Source organism: Bradyrhizobium sp. AZCC 1678, from assembly GCF_036924765.1.
GTDB classification, from domain to species: Bacteria; Pseudomonadota; Alphaproteobacteria; order Rhizobiales; family Xanthobacteraceae; genus Bradyrhizobium; species Bradyrhizobium algeriense.
Genome location: NZ_JAZHSE010000001.1, coordinates 5,857,875 through 5,872,965, shown reverse-complemented (window position 1 = coordinate 5,872,965; position 15,091 = coordinate 5,857,875). Strand labels below are relative to the sequence as shown.

Annotated in this window: 16 protein-coding genes; 10 read left to right on the top strand and 6 right to left on the bottom strand. The window is 62.4% G+C overall.

All coding sequences use genetic code 11. The annotated features are described in order from the left end of the window. Window positions 1-5: 5 nt before the first annotated feature. Both V1294_RS28270 and cynS read left to right on the top strand, forming a co-directional pair. Window positions 6-917 (top strand): ABC transporter ATP-binding protein, encoded by a 912-nt coding sequence (locus V1294_RS28270; protein WP_334501757.1) that lies wholly within the window; start codon window positions 6-8, stop codon window positions 915-917. A gap of 20 nt (window positions 918-937) precedes the next feature. Next, entirely contained in the window at window positions 938-1,426 is a 489-nt protein-coding gene (gene cynS / locus V1294_RS28265) for a cyanase (RefSeq protein WP_212421546.1), read from the top strand. Window positions 1,427-1,562: 136 nt separating this feature from the next. Here cynS and V1294_RS28260 read toward each other — a convergent pair whose 3' ends face one another. Beyond that, a complete protein-coding gene (locus V1294_RS28260) occupies window positions 1,563-2,375 on the bottom strand; it encodes an isocitrate lyase/PEP mutase family protein (RefSeq protein ID WP_334501754.1) in 813 nt (270 codons plus the stop codon). 115 nt (window positions 2,376-2,490) lie between these two features. On the opposite strand from V1294_RS28260, the gene V1294_RS28255 reads away from it, so the two are divergent. Next, the gene (locus tag V1294_RS28255; RefSeq protein ID WP_334501752.1) at window positions 2,491-3,399 is read left to right on the top strand and encodes a LysR family transcriptional regulator; all 909 of its coding nucleotides are present in this window, start codon (window positions 2,491-2,493) and stop codon (window positions 3,397-3,399) included. Between the two features lie 122 nt (window positions 3,400-3,521). Here V1294_RS28255 and V1294_RS28250 read toward each other — a convergent pair whose 3' ends face one another. After that, on the bottom strand, window positions 3,522-3,845 hold the full coding sequence (locus V1294_RS28250; RefSeq protein ID WP_108516398.1) for a DUF1476 domain-containing protein: 324 nt from the start codon (window positions 3,843-3,845) through the stop codon (window positions 3,522-3,524). Window positions 3,846-4,162: 317 nt separating this feature from the next. Between V1294_RS28250 and purC the strand changes: the two genes are divergently transcribed. The 4 genes from purC to V1294_RS28230 are packed head-to-tail and all read left to right on the top strand — an operon-like array spanning window position 4,163 to window position 6,855. Then, window positions 4,163-4,930: a phosphoribosylaminoimidazolesuccinocarboxamide synthase gene (gene purC, locus V1294_RS28245; RefSeq protein ID WP_171708996.1), complete on the top strand. Its 768-nt coding sequence runs from the start codon at window positions 4,163-4,165 to the stop codon at window positions 4,928-4,930. A gap of 10 nt (window positions 4,931-4,940) precedes the next feature. After that, on the top strand, window positions 4,941-5,180 hold the full coding sequence (gene purS / locus V1294_RS28240; RefSeq protein ID WP_057838858.1) for a phosphoribosylformylglycinamidine synthase subunit PurS: 240 nt from the start codon (window positions 4,941-4,943) through the stop codon (window positions 5,178-5,180). A gap of 11 nt (window positions 5,181-5,191) precedes the next feature. Then, a complete protein-coding gene (purQ, locus tag V1294_RS28235; protein ID WP_334501750.1) occupies window positions 5,192-5,893 on the top strand; it encodes a phosphoribosylformylglycinamidine synthase subunit PurQ in 702 nt (233 codons plus the stop codon). Window positions 5,894-5,901: 8 nt separating this feature from the next. Then, on the top strand, window positions 5,902-6,855 hold the full coding sequence (locus tag V1294_RS28230) for a tripartite tricarboxylate transporter substrate-binding protein (RefSeq protein ID WP_334489593.1): 954 nt from the start codon (window positions 5,902-5,904) through the stop codon (window positions 6,853-6,855). Between the two features lie 64 nt (window positions 6,856-6,919). Here V1294_RS28230 and V1294_RS28225 read toward each other — a convergent pair whose 3' ends face one another. Further along, the gene (locus tag V1294_RS28225) at window positions 6,920-7,258 is read right to left on the bottom strand and encodes a hypothetical protein (RefSeq protein WP_334501748.1); all 339 of its coding nucleotides are present in this window, start codon (window positions 7,256-7,258) and stop codon (window positions 6,920-6,922) included. A 251-nt stretch (window positions 7,259-7,509) separates the two neighbouring features. Between V1294_RS28225 and V1294_RS28220 the strand changes: the two genes are divergently transcribed. Beyond that, complete coding sequence (locus V1294_RS28220; RefSeq protein ID WP_334501746.1) at window positions 7,510-8,247, top strand: tetratricopeptide repeat protein; 738 nt, start codon at window positions 7,510-7,512, stop codon at window positions 8,245-8,247. Between the two features lie 147 nt (window positions 8,248-8,394). Next, window positions 8,395-10,017, top strand: coding sequence for an ABC transporter substrate-binding protein (locus V1294_RS28215; RefSeq protein ID WP_334501743.1), 1,623 nt, complete (start codon window positions 8,395-8,397; stop codon window positions 10,015-10,017). 11 nt (window positions 10,018-10,028) lie between these two features. On the opposite strand, the gene V1294_RS28210 is transcribed toward V1294_RS28215, so the two are convergent. Together V1294_RS28210 and V1294_RS28205 are read right to left on the bottom strand one after the other, a co-directional pair. Then, window positions 10,029-10,955: a DMT family transporter gene (locus tag V1294_RS28210; protein WP_334501741.1), complete on the bottom strand. Its 927-nt coding sequence runs from the start codon at window positions 10,953-10,955 to the stop codon at window positions 10,029-10,031. After that, window positions 10,945-11,433, bottom strand: coding sequence for a PaaI family thioesterase (locus V1294_RS28205; protein WP_334501739.1), 489 nt, complete (start codon window positions 11,431-11,433; stop codon window positions 10,945-10,947). Before V1294_RS28205 ends, V1294_RS28210 begins: the two co-directional genes overlap by 11 nt. A gap of 162 nt (window positions 11,434-11,595) precedes the next feature. Between V1294_RS28205 and purL the strand changes: the two genes are divergently transcribed. Then, window positions 11,596-13,803, top strand: a complete 2,208-nt coding sequence (gene purL, locus V1294_RS28200) for a phosphoribosylformylglycinamidine synthase subunit PurL (protein WP_334501737.1) — start codon at window positions 11,596-11,598, stop codon at window positions 13,801-13,803. Window positions 13,804-13,899: 96 nt separating this feature from the next. Here purL and V1294_RS28195 read toward each other — a convergent pair whose 3' ends face one another. Beyond that, window positions 13,900-15,084, bottom strand: a complete 1,185-nt coding sequence (locus V1294_RS28195; RefSeq protein WP_334501734.1) for an acyltransferase family protein — start codon at window positions 15,082-15,084, stop codon at window positions 13,900-13,902. Window positions 15,085-15,091: the final 7 nt, after the last annotated feature.

Below are 15,091 nucleotides of genomic sequence, written 5' to 3'. Positions count from 1 at the left end.
CTGTGATGACCGACAAATTCATTTCCATTGAAGGCATCGCGCGGCGTTATCCCGGCGCGGATGGGGCCGCGACCACGGTGTTCGACGATCTGTGGCTGTCGATGGGGCGGGGCGAATTCGGCTGTGTGATCGGCCATTCCGGCTGCGGCAAGACCACCGTGCTGAATATTCTCGCTGGGCTCGACGAGCCGAGCGAGGGCGCCGTCATCGTCGACGGACAGGCCATTGAAGGCACGAGCCTCGACCGTGCCGTGATCTTCCAGAGCCACGCGCTGCTGCCGTGGCGCACCGTGCTCGGCAACGTCGCCTATGCCGTGACCTCGAAATGGCGCAACTGGGATCGCGCCAAGGTCAAGGCACATGCGCAGAAGTTCATCGACCTGGTCGGGCTGACCGGCTCCGAGCACAAGCGTCCGTCGGAACTCTCCGGCGGCATGAAGCAGCGCGTCGGCATTGCGCGCGCGCTCTCGATCACGCCGAAGATCATGCTGATGGACGAGCCGTTCTCGGCACTCGATGCGCTGACGCGCGGCACGCTGCAGGACGAGGTGCGCCGCATCTGTCTCGAAACCGGACAGACCGCCTTCATGATCACCCATGACGTCGATGAAGCGATCTATCTCGCCGACAAGATTTTCCTGATGACCAACGGCCCCGGCGCCGTGCTGGCCGAGATCGTGGAAAATCCACTGCCGAAGGATCGCGGCCGCATCGATCTGCACCGCCATCCCTACTACTACGCGCTGCGCAACCACATCGTCGATTTCCTGGTCAGCCGCAGCAAGACATTTGCGGCTGATGTGACCAATCACGATCCGCGCAACGTGCCGGTGGTGCGGCCGGGGTTGGGCGAACCTACCATCGTGTCAGCGCCGAACCTGGTCGAGACCAGTTCAGCGCAAACGATCGCGCGCTAGATTTCAAAGGAGAGACAAATATGAAACGCGAAGACCTCACCGAAAAGCTGCTCGACATCAAGCGCGAGAAGGGCTGGAGCTGGAAACATATCTGCGAAAAGATCGGCGGCTATTCGGAGGTGCTGATAACAGGCGCCATTCTCGGCCAGATGAAACTGACAAAGCCGCAGGCCGCCAATGCCGGCGAGCTGTTCGGGCTTTCCAAATCCGAAATCGCCATGCTCAACGAAGTTCCGATGCGCGGCACCGGAACGCCGATGCCGCCGACCGATCCTTTGATCTATCGCTTCTACGAACTGGTGATGGTCAATGGCCCGGCGTGGAAGGCGCTGATCGAGGAAGAATATGGCGACGGCATCATGTCGGCGATCGACTTCGACATGGTGATGGAGCGCCTGCCCAATCCCAAGGGCGACCGCGTCAAGATCACGATGTCCGGCAAATTCCTGCCGTACAAATATTACGGCGCCAGCGGTAACGTGCCGGAGTATGGGTTCAAGGAGGGGTGACCCATCCCTCCACCGTCATTGCGAGCGAAGCGAAGCAATCAATCCCGCCGCGGATAGAAAGAATGGATTGCTTCGTCGCTTCGCTCTCTTGCGCAAACGCTTCACGTTTGTCGCAGGCAATGACGGTGAGAGAGCGTCACACGAACGCCGCCCTAATCTCCCCGATCGGCGTCATATCACGTACATAGGTGAACGCGCCGCGCTCCTTCATCTCGCGGGCGCATTTTAAGAACGCTGCAAGCGCGTAGCGCTCCATCGCGCCGCCGACGCTGATGCGCTTGACGCCTGCGGCTGAGAGCTGATCGACCGTCAGCGTGGGGTCGGCAAAGCCCATCACATGGTTGAACGGCTTGCCGACCGATGACACGACGGTGCGGATCGTGCCGATGTCATACAGGCCTGGCGAATACAGGACGTCCGCTCCGGCCGCCTCGAATGCCTGCAGCCGCTTGATGGTGTCGTCGACATCCTTGCGGCCGTGCAGGAAATTCTCCGCCCGCGCCGTCAACGTGAACGGGAAGGGGAGCGCACGTGCGGCCTCGACCGCCGCCCGTACGCGCTCGACTGCGAGCGAGAAGTCGTAGATCGGCTTCTGCGGATCGCCGGTAAAATCTTCGATCGAGCCGCCGACGCAGCCTGCCTCCGCCGCGCGCGCGATCGCTTTCGCCGCGGTCTTCGGATCGTCCGCGCCGCAATTCTCCAAATCGGCGTTGACGGGCAGGCCGGTGGCATCAGCGATCACCCGGCAGTTCTCGATGATGGCATCGAGGCTGACGGCGGCGCTGCCGAGCGTATTGGCAACGCCGAGGCTCGTGGTCGCGAGCGCCTCGAACCCCATCGCGGCGAGCAGTTTTGCCGTGCCGGCGTCCCAGGGATTGGGAATGATGAAGGCGCCCGGGCGCGCATGCAGCGCGCGAAACGCTTCGGCTTTTTCCATCTGGGTTCGCATCGGCAATCTCCGCTTGGTTGGCCGGTTCTGGCTGGCAGCGAAACTAGCGGGCTACCGCCCATCAGCCAAATTTGTTATTTCTCTATGCATCATCAGCTTTTTGCATAGAGGAAGCATGGACAGCGATGCGCTTCTCACGTTCCTGACCGTTCACCGCCGCGGCGGTATTTCGAGCGCGGCGAAGGCGCTGCACCGTTCGCAGCCGGCGATCTCGCGGCGCATTGCATTGCTGGAGCAGGAGCTCGGCGTGCCGCTGTTCGAGCGGATCGCGGGGCGCACGATGCTGAGCGATGCCGGGCGGGTAATGGTGCCTTACGCCGAGCGCGCGGTCGCCGCGGCCCAGGACGCGGAGAATGCGGTTCGCGCGCTGGCGCGGCCGGATTCGGGGCCTGTCGCGCTTGCGGTGGTCGGCACGCTTGCCGGCGGGCGGCTGTCGGCGATCTTAAAGCGCTTCGCGGCCGAGCACCCTGGGGTCGAATTGAGTTTACGCACCGCGACCAGCGCTGAGGTCAGCGACATGATCCGGCGCGGCGAGGCGACCATCGGGCTGCGCTATGACCGCGACCGTTCGCGTGATCTCGACTGCGAATTGCTGTTGTCCGAACGACTGCAGGTGGTGTGTGCTCTGGATCATCCGCGTGCAGGGCGCCGTGTCGCAAAACTTGCAGAGCTGCGCGGCGAACGCTGGATCGCATTCCCTGTCGTGCCGGGACGGCGCGAGATCACGGCCGCACACGTCTTTGCGCTATTTCAGACCCACGGGCTGGGTGAAGTCGACTGGACGCCGGTCGACAGCCTGACCGCGCAGAAGCGCCTGGTCGAAGCAGGCCTCGGCGTGGCGCTGCTGTCGGAGAGCAACGCTGCTGAGGAACTGCGACACGGGACCATCGCTGTGATCGGCGTGCGCGATCTCAAGGCGAGCCACGACGTGGTAACAGTAACGCGCCGCGGCGGCTTTCTCAGCGCGGCGGCGCGGCGATTGATGGAGATCGTGCGTGGGGAATATCGCGGGATGCGGTCTTAGAGATACGTCACGGCATTCTCCGCCGTCATTGCGAGCGGAGCGAAGCAATCCATGCTGCCGCAAGTGGAGGAATGGATTGCTTCGTCGCTTCGCTCCTCGCAATAACGGGGATGGAATGTACTTTACGTCCCCGCCTTCACCTGGGCGGCGGCCGCCGCCATCAGCTCGTCCATCTTGACGCGCACCTCGGCAGCGGTGATGGCGACGCCCTTGGCGGTCAAATCCTTGACGACCTTGTTCTGGACGTCCTGGTCGCCGGCTTCCTCGAAATCGGCCGAAACCACTTCCTTGGCGTAGGCATTGGCGTCGTCACCGGACATGCCGAGCTTCTCCGCTGCCCAAAGACCGAGCAGCTTGTTACGGCGCACCTCGGCCTTGAACTTCTGCTCCTCGTCGAGGGCGAATTTCTTCTCAAAACCTTCCTCGCGCTTGTCGAAAGTGCTCATTCTTCGGTTCCAATCCCCGGAAATGGTAAGCAGGGCCGCGTTGTCGCGGCCCGATCGCCTACCTAGATAGAGGGGACGAATCGGTAAAACAACGGGCCGTTAGGCCGCAGGCAATCGGGATAAGTTGGCCCCAATTGGGCCGGGTCGATTGTGCTGGATGGGCCAATCGGATAGGTTGCCATCAGGCGAGGTTCTTGTTCTGTTTCCGGTCGTTCTGTTCGGGATCTGGCCTTCACGGCAGCTCCGTCGTGGTCGTAAACCCTTGTCATCCGGAGCACACCAATTTCATGGATTTCAACAAAACACGGTACATCCCAATGAGCCGTCGACGCCGTATTTATGAAGGCAAGGCCAAGGTCCTGTATGAAGGCCCGGAGCCGGGAACCCTGATCCAGCACTTCAAGGATGATGCGACCGCGTTTAATGCCAAGAAACACCAGGTGATCGAGGGCAAGGGCGTCCTCAACAACCGGATTTCGGAGTACCTGTTTCAGCACCTCAACGACATCGGGGTGCCGACCCATTTTATCCGCCGCCTCAATATGCGCGAGCAGCTGATTCGCGAGGTCGAGATCGTGCCGCTGGAAGTGGTGGTGCGGAACGTCGCCGCCGGTTCGCTGTCGCAGCGCCTTGGCATCGAGGAGGGCACCCAGCTACCGCGCTCGATCATCGAGTTCTATTACAAGAACGACCAACTCAACGACCCCATGGTGTCGGAAGAGCATATCACCGCGTTCGGCTGGGCGACGCCGCAGGAAATCGACGACATCATGGCGCTCGCCATCCGCGTCAACGACTTCCTGACCGGGCTGTTCCTCGGCATCGGCATCCGTCTGGTCGATTTCAAGATGGAATGCGGACGCCTGTTCGAAAACGAGATGATGCGGATCATCGTCGCCGACGAAATCTCGCCCGACTCATGCCGGCTGTGGGATATCAAGTCGAACGAGAAGCTCGACAAGGATCGTTTCCGCAGGGATCTCGGTGGGTTGCTGGAAGCCTATACCGAAGTGGCAAAGCGTCTCGGCATCCTGATGGAGAACGAGCGTCCGGCCGGTACTGGTCCGGTGCTGGTGAAGAGCTGAGGTTGAGATCGTGAAGGCACGCGTTACCGTTACGTTGAAGTCAGGCATTCTCGATCCGCAGGGCAAGGCCATCGAAGGCGCGCTGAAATCGCTCGGCGTCGATGGCGTTGCCAGCGTCCGCCAAGGCAAGGTGTTCGACATCGAACTGTCAGGGGCCGACAAGGCCAAGGCGGAGGCGGCATTGAAGGATGCCGCCGACAAGCTGCTGGCGAATACGGTGATCGAGAATTACCGGGTCGAACTTCTCTAGGCGCATTTTTCATGAAATCAGCCGTCCTCGTCTTTCCCGGAATCAACCGCGAGCGCGACATGGCGCGGGCGCTGAAGCTCGCCTCCGGCCAGGAGGCGGCGATGGTGTGGCACGCGGAGACCGAGCTGCCGAAGGGGACCGATCTCGTCGTCGTGCCCGGCGGGTTTTCTTATGGCGATTACCTGCGCTGCGGCGCGATTGCCGCCCGCGCGCCGGTGATGGACGCCGTGCGCAAATTTGCCGCCGACGGCGGTCTCGTGCTCGGTGTCTGCAACGGTTTCCAGATACTGTGTGAAGCGGGCCTGCTGCCCGGCGTCCTGATGCGCAATTCACGGCTGAAATTCATCTGCAAGGACGTGCATCTGCGGGTCGAACGCTCGGATACGCCGTTCACGCGCGGTTACAATGCCGGCCAGGTCATTCGCGTGCCGGTCGCGCATGGCGAGGGCAACTATGAAGCCGACGAGGAGACCGTGAAACGGCTCGAGGGCGAGGGGCGGGTGCTCTATCGCTATTGCTCCGCCGATGGTGTGGTCGACGAGGAATCCAACATCAACGGCGCCGCGCAGTCGATCGCCGGCATCGTCAACGAGCGCGGCAATGTGCTCGGCATGATGCCGCATCCGGAAAACCACGTCGAAGACATCATGGGTTGCACCGACGGGCGCGGCCTGTTCGCGGGCCTCGTCGCTCATCTGGAAAAAGCGGCGTGAAATCCTTCATGATGCGCCTGGCCGTCGCCGCGGCGGCCTTCTCGCTCACCGCAGCCGCCCACGCGCAGGACTATCCCAAGCGTCCGGTTACCATGATCGTGCCGTTCGCGGCCGGCGGCACGTCCGACGTGATCGCGCGCGTGGTCGCCGAGGAGATGACCAAGTCGCTCGGGCAGCCGATCGTGATCGAGAATGTCGCGGGCGCCGGCGGCTCGACCGCGCTCACGCGTGCCGCGCGCGCTGAGCCTGACGGCTACACCATCGCGATCGGCAACGCCGGCACGAGTGCCGCGACCTATACGATCTATCCTAAGCTGCCGTTCACGCCGGAATCCTTTGTGCCGATTGCGGTGGTTGCGAAAACTTTCGGCATCGTCGCGCTGCGCAAGGATTTTCCGGCGAAGAACCTGCAGGATTTCATCGCCTATGCGAAGAAGAATCCCGGCAAGGTCAATCTCGGCCATGCCGGCGTCGGCTCCTCGAATTTCCTGATCTGCAAGAGCTTTGAACATGCGGCCGGCATCGAGGTCACACTGGTCGGCTATCGCGGCGCGGCGCCTGCGCTGACGGACGCGATCGGCGGCCAGATCGACGGCGTCTGCGACTCAGCTGCCTCGGTGTCGCAGGCGATCGACGACAAATTGGTGAAGGGCCTCGTCGTGGGTTCGACGGTGCGGCTTTCAACCTTGCCCGATCTGCCGATGTCGTCGGAAGCAGGCCTGCCCGAATTCGAGGCGCAGGGCTGGAACGGCCTGTTTGCGCCGAAGGGCACGCCGCCTGCGATCATCGCGAAGCTGAACGCCGCAGCCAAGACCGCCGTCGAAAGCGAGGCGGTGAAGAAGCGCTTTCACGATCTCTCCACCGTCGCGCCCGACGCCAACGAGCTCGCGAGCGAAGTGCTCGGGCGGTTGGTGACGCGCGACGTCGCGAAATACAGGAAGCTGCTGGAAGAGAAGAAGTAGCATCGGCAGCCACGTGATGAAGGTGCCACGCGAATGAAAAAGCCCCGCGCAGCGGGGCTTTTTGCTATCGGCCAGCAGGCGAGCCGGGCCCCGCCGGAGCCAGCGCCGAACCGCTGGGCGAGGGGTTGATGTGGGTGTTCCCCGACGGGTTCACTCCGCTGTTCCGTGCGGCCGCGGCGCTGCCGGCGTTGTTGGTCATGCCGGTGTCAGCGGGGCTGCCCGTCGCATTGCCGGTCGTCGTTCCGCCTGATGTCGTTCCACTGGTGGAAGATCCCGTCGTCGTGCCGCCCGTTGCCGCACCACCCGTGGCCGAACTTCCTGTGGAGCCGCCGGTGGACTGCGCCAGCGCGTAAGTGCCCGTGAATGCCAGCGCTGTCGCCAATCCCAATGCTGCGAGTTTCATGATTGCTCCTTTTCTTGGCTTGCGTAACGCGCCAACGAGGTCCGCCAACGGAGCGTTCCCGCCTGCCGATCACAGTTCGTTGCTGTTCCCATGAAGATTTCCACTGGCCACAAATGTGGAAGCGCAGTGTTGCTTCTGTGGAATCGCCAGCCGATATTTCGCATTCCATCACAACTGAAGATTGTCCGATTGAACTTGCCGCGCTATCAAAGCCACTAAGGACCGTCCGTCCGGTTTGCCTGGAATGCGCCATGCCCGTTGCTCTCGTCGTCTTGCTGCTCGATATCACGCTGATCTATCACGCATCGAAGACGGGCCGCCTGCAGCCCTGGGCCTTCATCATCCTGATGATCCCGCTGGTCGGCGCGCTCGCCTACATCGTTGTCGAACTGGTGCCAGAATGGTTTGGAAGTCCCGGTGCCCAGCAGGCACGCAAGCGTATCGCCGGCAAACTCGACCCGGAAAAGCTCTATCGCGAGCTCTCCGATCGGCTCGCCAACACAGACACTGTTGCCAATCGCGCCGCGCTGGCAGCGGAGTGCCTTAGGCTGGCGAGATTCGACGAAGCGATGCGTCACTACGATCACATCCTGATGCTGCCGCTCGGTGGCGAGCCGGCCTATGCGCTGGGCAGGGCGCAGGCCGAATTCGGTCGTAACCGTCCGGCCGAGGCACTCGCCACGTTGGACGATCTGCAAAAGCGCTGGCCGGACTTTGAATCGGCGGAGGGGCATTTGCTCTATGCGCGTGCGTTGGCAGAGGTCGGGCGGATTGACGAGGCGCTCGAAGAGTACCACGCGCTCGTGGCCTACTTCCCCGGCGCGGAGGCGCGGGTCCGTTACGGCATGCTGCTGCGCATGGCGGGTCGCAACGCTGAGGCCAGAGTCGTATTCAACGAACTGCTGCTGCAGATGAAACGCGCGCCCAAATATCTGCGCGAGGCGCAGGCCGAATGGCTTTCGATCGCTGAAAAGCAGTTGTTGGGCTGAGTAGCAGCGGCCGAAGACATTCTTTGTTCAACTGCCTTTGTTCAACTGCGGAATCTTTGTTCAGTTGCGGCAAGTGGCTGGCCTGAAACTTGCTCGTATCTCCTGATCCCAAACGCGGATTTTCCGATCGTCGGACGGAGATAGATCATGCCCATTCGCAAGGCTTCCCGCACGGTTAAGGCTTCCTGCACGGTTGCGCTGCTGACCGCGCTCCTGTCGTCCCATTCGGCGATGGCTGAATCCACGCTGCGCATCGCCATGACAGCGTCCGATATCCCCACTGCAACCGGGCTGCCGAACAACGGTTTCGAGGGAATGCGCTTCCTCGGCTATCCGATCTTCGAAGGATTGGTGCTTTGGGATTTGACCAAGACCGACCGACTGGCGACCTTGCGTCCCGGGCTCGCGGAGAAATGGGAACAGGACCCCAGCGACAACAAGACCTGGATTTTTCATCTGCGCCAGGGCGTCAAATTCCACGACGGCACCGATTTCAATGCCGACGCCGTGATCTGGAATCTTGACCGTTATTTCAACAGCGAGAGCCCGCAATTTGAGCCGCCGAGTTCAGCGATGTCGCGGGCGCGTGTTCCCGTGATGGGCAGCTACAAGAAGATCGACGACGCAACCGTCGCCATCACCACCACGAAGCCGGCTTCCTATTTTCCCCATATGGCGGTCTATCTTCTGTTCACCTCGCCGACATCGTTCGAGAAGGCGGGAAAGGAATGGGCGAAGGTCGCGACATTGCCGGCGGCTGGCACCGGGCCGTTTCGGATCACCAAAGTGGTGCCGCGGCAGGAAGCCGATCTGGCGCGCTGGGACAAATATTGGGACCCGGGCAGGATGGCAAAAGTCGACAATGTCGTGCTGATGCCGATCCCCGAGGCGAATTCGCGATTGGCCGCGTTGCGCTCCGGCCAGGTCGACTGGATTGAAGTGCCGCCGCCTGACGGCATCGCCTCCCTGAAATCCGCGGGCTTCACCATCACCACCGGCTCCTATCCGCATGTCTGGCCGTGGTTCTACAACATCGGCGCGGCCAACAGCCCGTTCAAGGATGTCAGAGTTCGCCAGGCGCTGAACTATTGCATCGATCGGGAAGGGCTGGTCTCGCTGCTCAACGGCACTGCGGAGCCGTCGGTCGGGTGGCTCAAGGCTAGCGATCCCGATTTCGGCGCGCCGGTCAATCGCTACAAGTTCGAGCCCGCCAAGGGTAAGGCTCTGCTCGCGGAAGCAGGCTACACACCGGCGAAGCCGCTCTCGTTCAAGGCGCTGATCTCGAATTCCGGCTCGGGGCAGATGCTGCCGTTGCCGATGAACGAGTACTTGCAGCAGAATCTGAAAGAGGCCTGCGGCGTCAACGTGGAATTCGACGTGATCGAATGGCAGGTGCTGCTGACGGCGGCGCGCGCCACGCCTGACAGCCCGAATCTGCGCGGCGCGATGGCGCTCAATATCAGTTCGCCGTCGTCGGATGCCGGCGTCATGGCGCGCTATTTTCTGGCTGCCAATTTCTCGCCGAACGGTTTCAATTTCGAGCAGTGGAAAGACGACGAATTCGAAGACGCGCTGAAGACGATCTCGGAATCGACCGATTCGAAGGCGATCTCGACCGCCTACCGCAAGGCGCATGAGCGGCTCGTCGACAATCCGCCGTGGCTCTACATCGTCCACGATCTCAATCCCCGCGCGATGAGCCCGAAGGTCAAGGGGTTTGTTTCGCCGCAGTCGTGGTTCGTCGATCTGACGCTGGTGAGCGTGCAATAGCTGCGTGGCGCTCAGCCGCCGCGACGCCGCCACCGCCGGTAGGCGTCTTTCGGGATCGTCATGGCGGCGACACCGGCTGTGACAAGGACGAGGCCGAGCGCGAGATTGGCGGGCACGGCTTCGCCGAGCAGGATCACCGACAGGCCGACGCCGATCGGGATGCGCAGGTAACCTTGCGCGTTGGTGGTGAGCGTGCCGAGCCGCGTCAGGCACATGTAAAATAGCATCAGGCCGAAGGCGCTGGAGAATATGCTCATCGCGACTGTTGCAACCAGCGCCTCAGCCGTCGGCCGCAAGGTCCAGGGATGATCGACGACCAGTGACACCGGCAGCAGTATGAGTCCGCCGAACAAGAGCGAGCCGGCGGCCACCACCATCGGGTCGTAATCTGTCAGCCGCAGACCGAAGATCGTGGCGCAGGCAAACGAGATGGTGGCGATCAGGATGACGATCTCGGCAAATATACTGGCATCAAGCGTCGCGAGCGCGTCGAGGCCGATGATCACAGCCGTTCCGACAAGTCCCAGAATGGCGCCGGCAAGCTTGAGCAGCGTGGCCGGCTCGTGCCGCGTAATGGCCCAGGTGATGAGAAAGGCGAAGATCGGCGTCGTCGAGGCCAGCACCACCGTATTTGACGCCGGCACATATTGCTGCGCCCAGGTGATCAGCAGGAACGGAAACGTCGAATTGATGGTCTGCTGCTGGGCGAACAGCTTCCAGGCCTTCACTTCCGTCGGCATTGGTATCCCGCGGACGCGCAGGACCACGAGCAGGAAGGCGGCCGCGATCAGCGAGCGGGCGGAAATGAAGGTGATCGGTGGGATCGAGCCGAGGCCGATCTTGGTCAGCGGATAGGTCGAACTCCAGCAGCACGCCAGCGCGAGCAGCAACGCATAGTCGCGCCAGCCGCGACGGGCCTTTGGCGCGTCAGGTAGCAACGGCGCTGGTGCCCGAGGGCTTCTTCCATTTCACCCGCTTGATGGTGCCTGAGAAGGTAAACAGCGACCGTTCGCCGGATTTCAATACGCCGCGCAGGAAGATCAGCGAGCCGCCGGCGCGGGTGATTTCGCCCTCGCATTCGACCAGTTCGCCCTCGCGCGCGGCGTCGAGAAACTCGCAGGCGAACGAAACCGTGACGCCCGGCCCCTCCAGCACGGAGGAGGCGATCGCAAACAGGCAGTAATCGGCGAACGACATGAAGCAGCCGCCATGGACGTTGCGCATGCCGTTGAGGTGCTTCTTCTCGACCCGGAACGCGCATTGCACGCGGCCGTTTTCGTCCATCCGGTGCCAGAACGGGCCGTTATGGGTCTCAAAACTGTCGCGGGTCCAGGTCCGCCAGCCCGCGAATTCGCCCTCGGTTTCGACATGCAGGTCGGGGCGCCGGTGAAATGCATTTTTGGGGAGTTCGTTCACTAAAAATGGCCCTTCAATCAGGTGTTTCCGCCCTTAAATCCGATCCGGGAACGATGTGCAAACGCCGATCCTGCAAGGCTCCCCCCGTAAAGCTCTGGACAGGGCGGAAATGCGCCATAAAAGGCCTTTTCGCACCCCCTCGATCTTCCTATTAAGGCACCCATGAACGAGCCCCAGATCACCCCCGAACTTGTCGCCAGCCATGGCCTGAAACCCGACGAGTATGAGCGCATCCTCAAGCTGATCGGGCGGGTGCCGAGTTTCACTGAACTGGGGATCTTCTCGGCGATGTGGAACGAGCATTGCTCGTACAAGTCCTCGCGCATCCATCTGCGGGGGCTGCCGACCAAGGCGCCCTGGGTGATCCAGGGCCCGGGCGAGAACGCCGGCGTCATCGACATCGGCGACGGGCAGGCGGTCGTCTTCAAGATGGAGAGCCACAACCACCCGAGCTATATCGAGCCCTATCAGGGCGCGACCACGGGCGTCGGCGGCATTTTGCGCGACGTGTTCACGATGGGCGCGCGGCCGATCGCCTGCCTCAATGCGCTCTCGTTCGGCGCGCCGGAACACCCCAAGACGCGCCATCTGGTGTCGGGCGTGGTCGCCGGCGTCGGCGGCTATGGCAATTCGTTCGGCGTGCCGACGGTCGGTGGCCAGGTGCGCTTCCACACCCGTTATGACGGCAACATCCTGGTCAATGCGATGGCGGTTGGGCTGGCCGACACCGACAAGATTTTCTATGCGGCGGCGTCAGGCGTGAACATGCCGATCGTCTATCTCGGCTCCAAGACCGGGCGCGACGGCATTCACGGCGCCTCGATGGCATCGGCCGAGTTCGATGACGATTCGGCCGAGAAGCGGCCGACGGTGCAGGTCGGCGATCCCTTTGCGGAAAAGCTGCTGCTGGAAGCCTGCCTCGAAATCATGGAAAAAGGTTGCGTGATCGCGATCCAGGACATGGGCGCGGCCGGGCTGACCTGCTCGGCGGTCGAGATGGGCGCCAAGGGCGATCTAGGCGTCGATCTCAATCTCGATGCGGTGCCGACGCGCGAAACCGGCATGAGCGCCTATGAGATGATGCTCTCGGAAAGCCAGGAGCGCATGCTCATGGTGCTCAAGCCCGAGAAGGAAAAAGAGGCCGAGGCGATCTTCACGAAGTGGGGATTGGACTTCGCCGTCGTCGGCTACACCACGCCGACCAAGCGCTTCGTGGTCAAGCATGGCGGCGACGTCATGGCCGATCTGCCGATCAAGGAACTGGGCGACGAGGCGCCGATCTATGACCGGCCGCATGTCCCGTCCGCGGCGCTGCCGGTGGTGCAGGCACGCGAGGTAGACCCGCCGCTCGGCATATCGGCCGCGCTGGAAAAGCTGATCGCGACGCCCGAACTGTGCTCGAAGCGCTGGGTGTGGGAGCAATATGACCACGTCATTTTGGGCAATACCGTGCAGCGGCCGGGCGGCGATGCCGCCGTGGTCCGCGTGCAGGACGGGCCGAAGGGGCTCGCGCTCACCGTCGACGTGACGCCGCGCTATTGCGAGGCCGATCCGTTCGAAGGCGGCAAGCAGGCTGTCGCCGAAGCCTGGCGCAACATCACAGCGGTCGGCGGCCGCCCGCTGGCGATTACCGACAATCTGAATTTCGGCAATCCGGAACGCCCTGAAATCATGGGCCAGTTCGTCGGCTGCCTGAAGGGTATTTCGGAAGCCTGCAGCGCGCTCGACTTCCCGGTCGTGTCGGGCAACGTCTCGCTCTACAACGAGACCAACGGCCGCGGCATTCTGCCGACGCCCTCGATCGGCGGCGTCGGTCTGCTCGACGATTTCACGAAATCCGCCACGCTGGCGTTCAAGGCTTCCGGTGAAGCGATCCTGCTGATCGGCGACACCCAAGGCTGGCTCGGGCAGTCGGTGTATCTGCGCGATATCTGCGGCCGCGAAGAGGGCGCGCCGCCGCCGGTCGATCTCGCGGCCGAAAAGCGCAATGGCGACGTGGTGCGCGGCATGATCCACGCCGGCACCGCAACTGCGGTGCATGACATCTCCGACGGCGGCTTATTGATTGCGCTCGCCGAGATGGCGATTGCCAGCGGCACCGGCGCGCAGCTATTGGCCGCGCCGGCCTCGATCGTGCCGCACGCCTACTGGTTCGGCGAGGATCAGGCGCGCTACATCGTGACGGTGCCGGAGGCGGATGCCGGCCTGGTGCTGGCGAAGATGAAGGGCGCGGGCGTGCCCTGCGCGCGGATCGGCACCACCGGCGGCGATGCGATTAGCATCACCGACCAGATTCCGGTTTTGATCAAGACGCTGAAAACGGCGTTCGAGCACTGGCTGCCGGCCTATATGAGCGGCAAGGCGGCCTGATTTCTCTCCACGTCATTGCGAGGAGCGAAGCGACGAAGCAATCCGTGCATCCGTTATGCCGTATGATGGATTGCTTCGCTGCGCTCGCAATGACGGTTACAGCACCTTGTTCGCCCCGGGGATCTGCCGCAACGCTCGCGTCAGCGCCCAGCTTCCTGCGACCGTCAGCACGAATCCGATCGTGGCCTTGACGATCGCCGGCAGGTCATAGTCGAACAGCCAGTATTGCAGCCAAAGCGCGATCGGGTAGTGCACCAGGAACATGCCATAGGCGTCGGCCTGCATCGGATCGAGTAGCTTGGCTGAGCCTGATTGCCTGAACCTCTGGAAAAAGGCCAAGATCAGAAACAGGATGGCTACGCTGAACACAGCGAAACAGACGGCATAGAGCCCCTCATACCAGTTCGGCAGCGGCGACGGATTTCCCAGTATTTCGCGCTTGATGAAGATCAGCGTCCAGAGCAGGCAATACGGCACGATCGCCAGCACCATCCAGTCCCAGCTGACCTTCGCCATCCGGCCGTCTGCCGAAAGCAGTCCGCGATCCATGTTCGCGACGCCGATGCCGGCACCGAAAAAGAAGTAGCTCGCATAGAGCATCACGCGCCCGTGCTGCACCGAGAACGGGCCGAACTCGAACCAGCTGCTTGGTCCGTAAATCATCAGCCCGGGAACATAGAACGCGGCGGTGACGGCGAGCATGACCGCGAAGAACACTGCGGGTCGGCGACGGCCGTGCAGCGAGAGGCGGTTGATCGGATCGAGCATGTTGGGCGACAGCCGGTGCAGCAGGCAGGCAACCACGTCGAAGGCGAACAAAACCCAGAGAAACCAGATCGGCCCGCTCGGCCACGGACCCTTCGTCACCATGTTCCACCAATATTCCGAAAAGCCGATTTCGGGATGGTGCCGCAGGGAGATCGCGTAATAGGCGAGCGGAATGACCGTGAACGCGCAGATCACGAACGGCAGGCCAAGCCGAAGCAGGCGGTCCACCAAGTAGTTCAGCGCTCCCTTCCGGGCGATGCCGGACCAGGCGAACAGTCCCGAAAGGAAAAAGAACATCGCCATGAAGAAACTGTCGGTGGCGAGCACGATCATGTCGAACCCGAAGAACGACTTCGGATCGGTGTGGCCGAAATAGGTATAGGGGATGACGGCATGGTGGAGGAGCACCACCAGCGTCAGGAAGGTGCGGGCGCGATCAAGCGAAAGGTTTCGCGTCCTGGCCTTGGGCACTGCACCCAATTCGGCGTGCCCCACGGCGGAAATCGATGTCATGCGCGCC

Bases quoted from the DNA above. Each gene is read 5' to 3' on its own strand.
- cynS (WP_212421546.1), top strand. From the start codon at position 938: ATGAAACGCGAAGACCTCACCGAAAAGCTGCTCGACATCAAGCGCGAG.
- V1294_RS28255 (WP_334501752.1), top strand. From the start codon at position 2,491: ATGGACAGCGATGCGCTTCTCACGTTCCTGACCGTTCACCGCCGCGGC.
- purQ (WP_334501750.1), top strand. From the start codon at position 5,192: ATGAAATCAGCCGTCCTCGTCTTTCCCGGAATCAACCGCGAGCGCGAC.
- V1294_RS28260 (WP_334501754.1), bottom strand. From the start codon at position 2,375: ATGCGAACCCAGATGGAAAAAGCCGAAGCGTTTCGCGCGCTGCATGCG.
- V1294_RS28225 (WP_334501748.1), bottom strand. From the start codon at position 7,258: ATGAAACTCGCAGCATTGGGATTGGCGACAGCGCTGGCATTCACGGGC.
- purC (WP_171708996.1), top strand. From the start codon at position 4,163: ATGAGCCGTCGACGCCGTATTTATGAAGGCAAGGCCAAGGTCCTGTAT.
- V1294_RS28220 (WP_334501746.1), top strand. From the start codon at position 7,510: ATGCCCGTTGCTCTCGTCGTCTTGCTGCTCGATATCACGCTGATCTAT.
- V1294_RS28195 (WP_334501734.1), bottom strand. From the start codon at position 15,084: ATGACATCGATTTCCGCCGTGGGGCACGCCGAATTGGGTGCAGTGCCC.
- V1294_RS28270 (WP_334501757.1), top strand. From the start codon at position 6: ATGACCGACAAATTCATTTCCATTGAAGGCATCGCGCGGCGTTATCCC.
- purL (WP_334501737.1), top strand. From the start codon at position 11,596: ATGAACGAGCCCCAGATCACCCCCGAACTTGTCGCCAGCCATGGCCTG.
- V1294_RS28215 (WP_334501743.1), top strand. From the start codon at position 8,395: ATGCCCATTCGCAAGGCTTCCCGCACGGTTAAGGCTTCCTGCACGGTT.
- V1294_RS28230 (WP_334489593.1), top strand. From the start codon at position 5,902: ATGATGCGCCTGGCCGTCGCCGCGGCGGCCTTCTCGCTCACCGCAGCC.
- V1294_RS28250 (WP_108516398.1), bottom strand. From the start codon at position 3,845: ATGAGCACTTTCGACAAGCGCGAGGAAGGTTTTGAGAAGAAATTCGCC.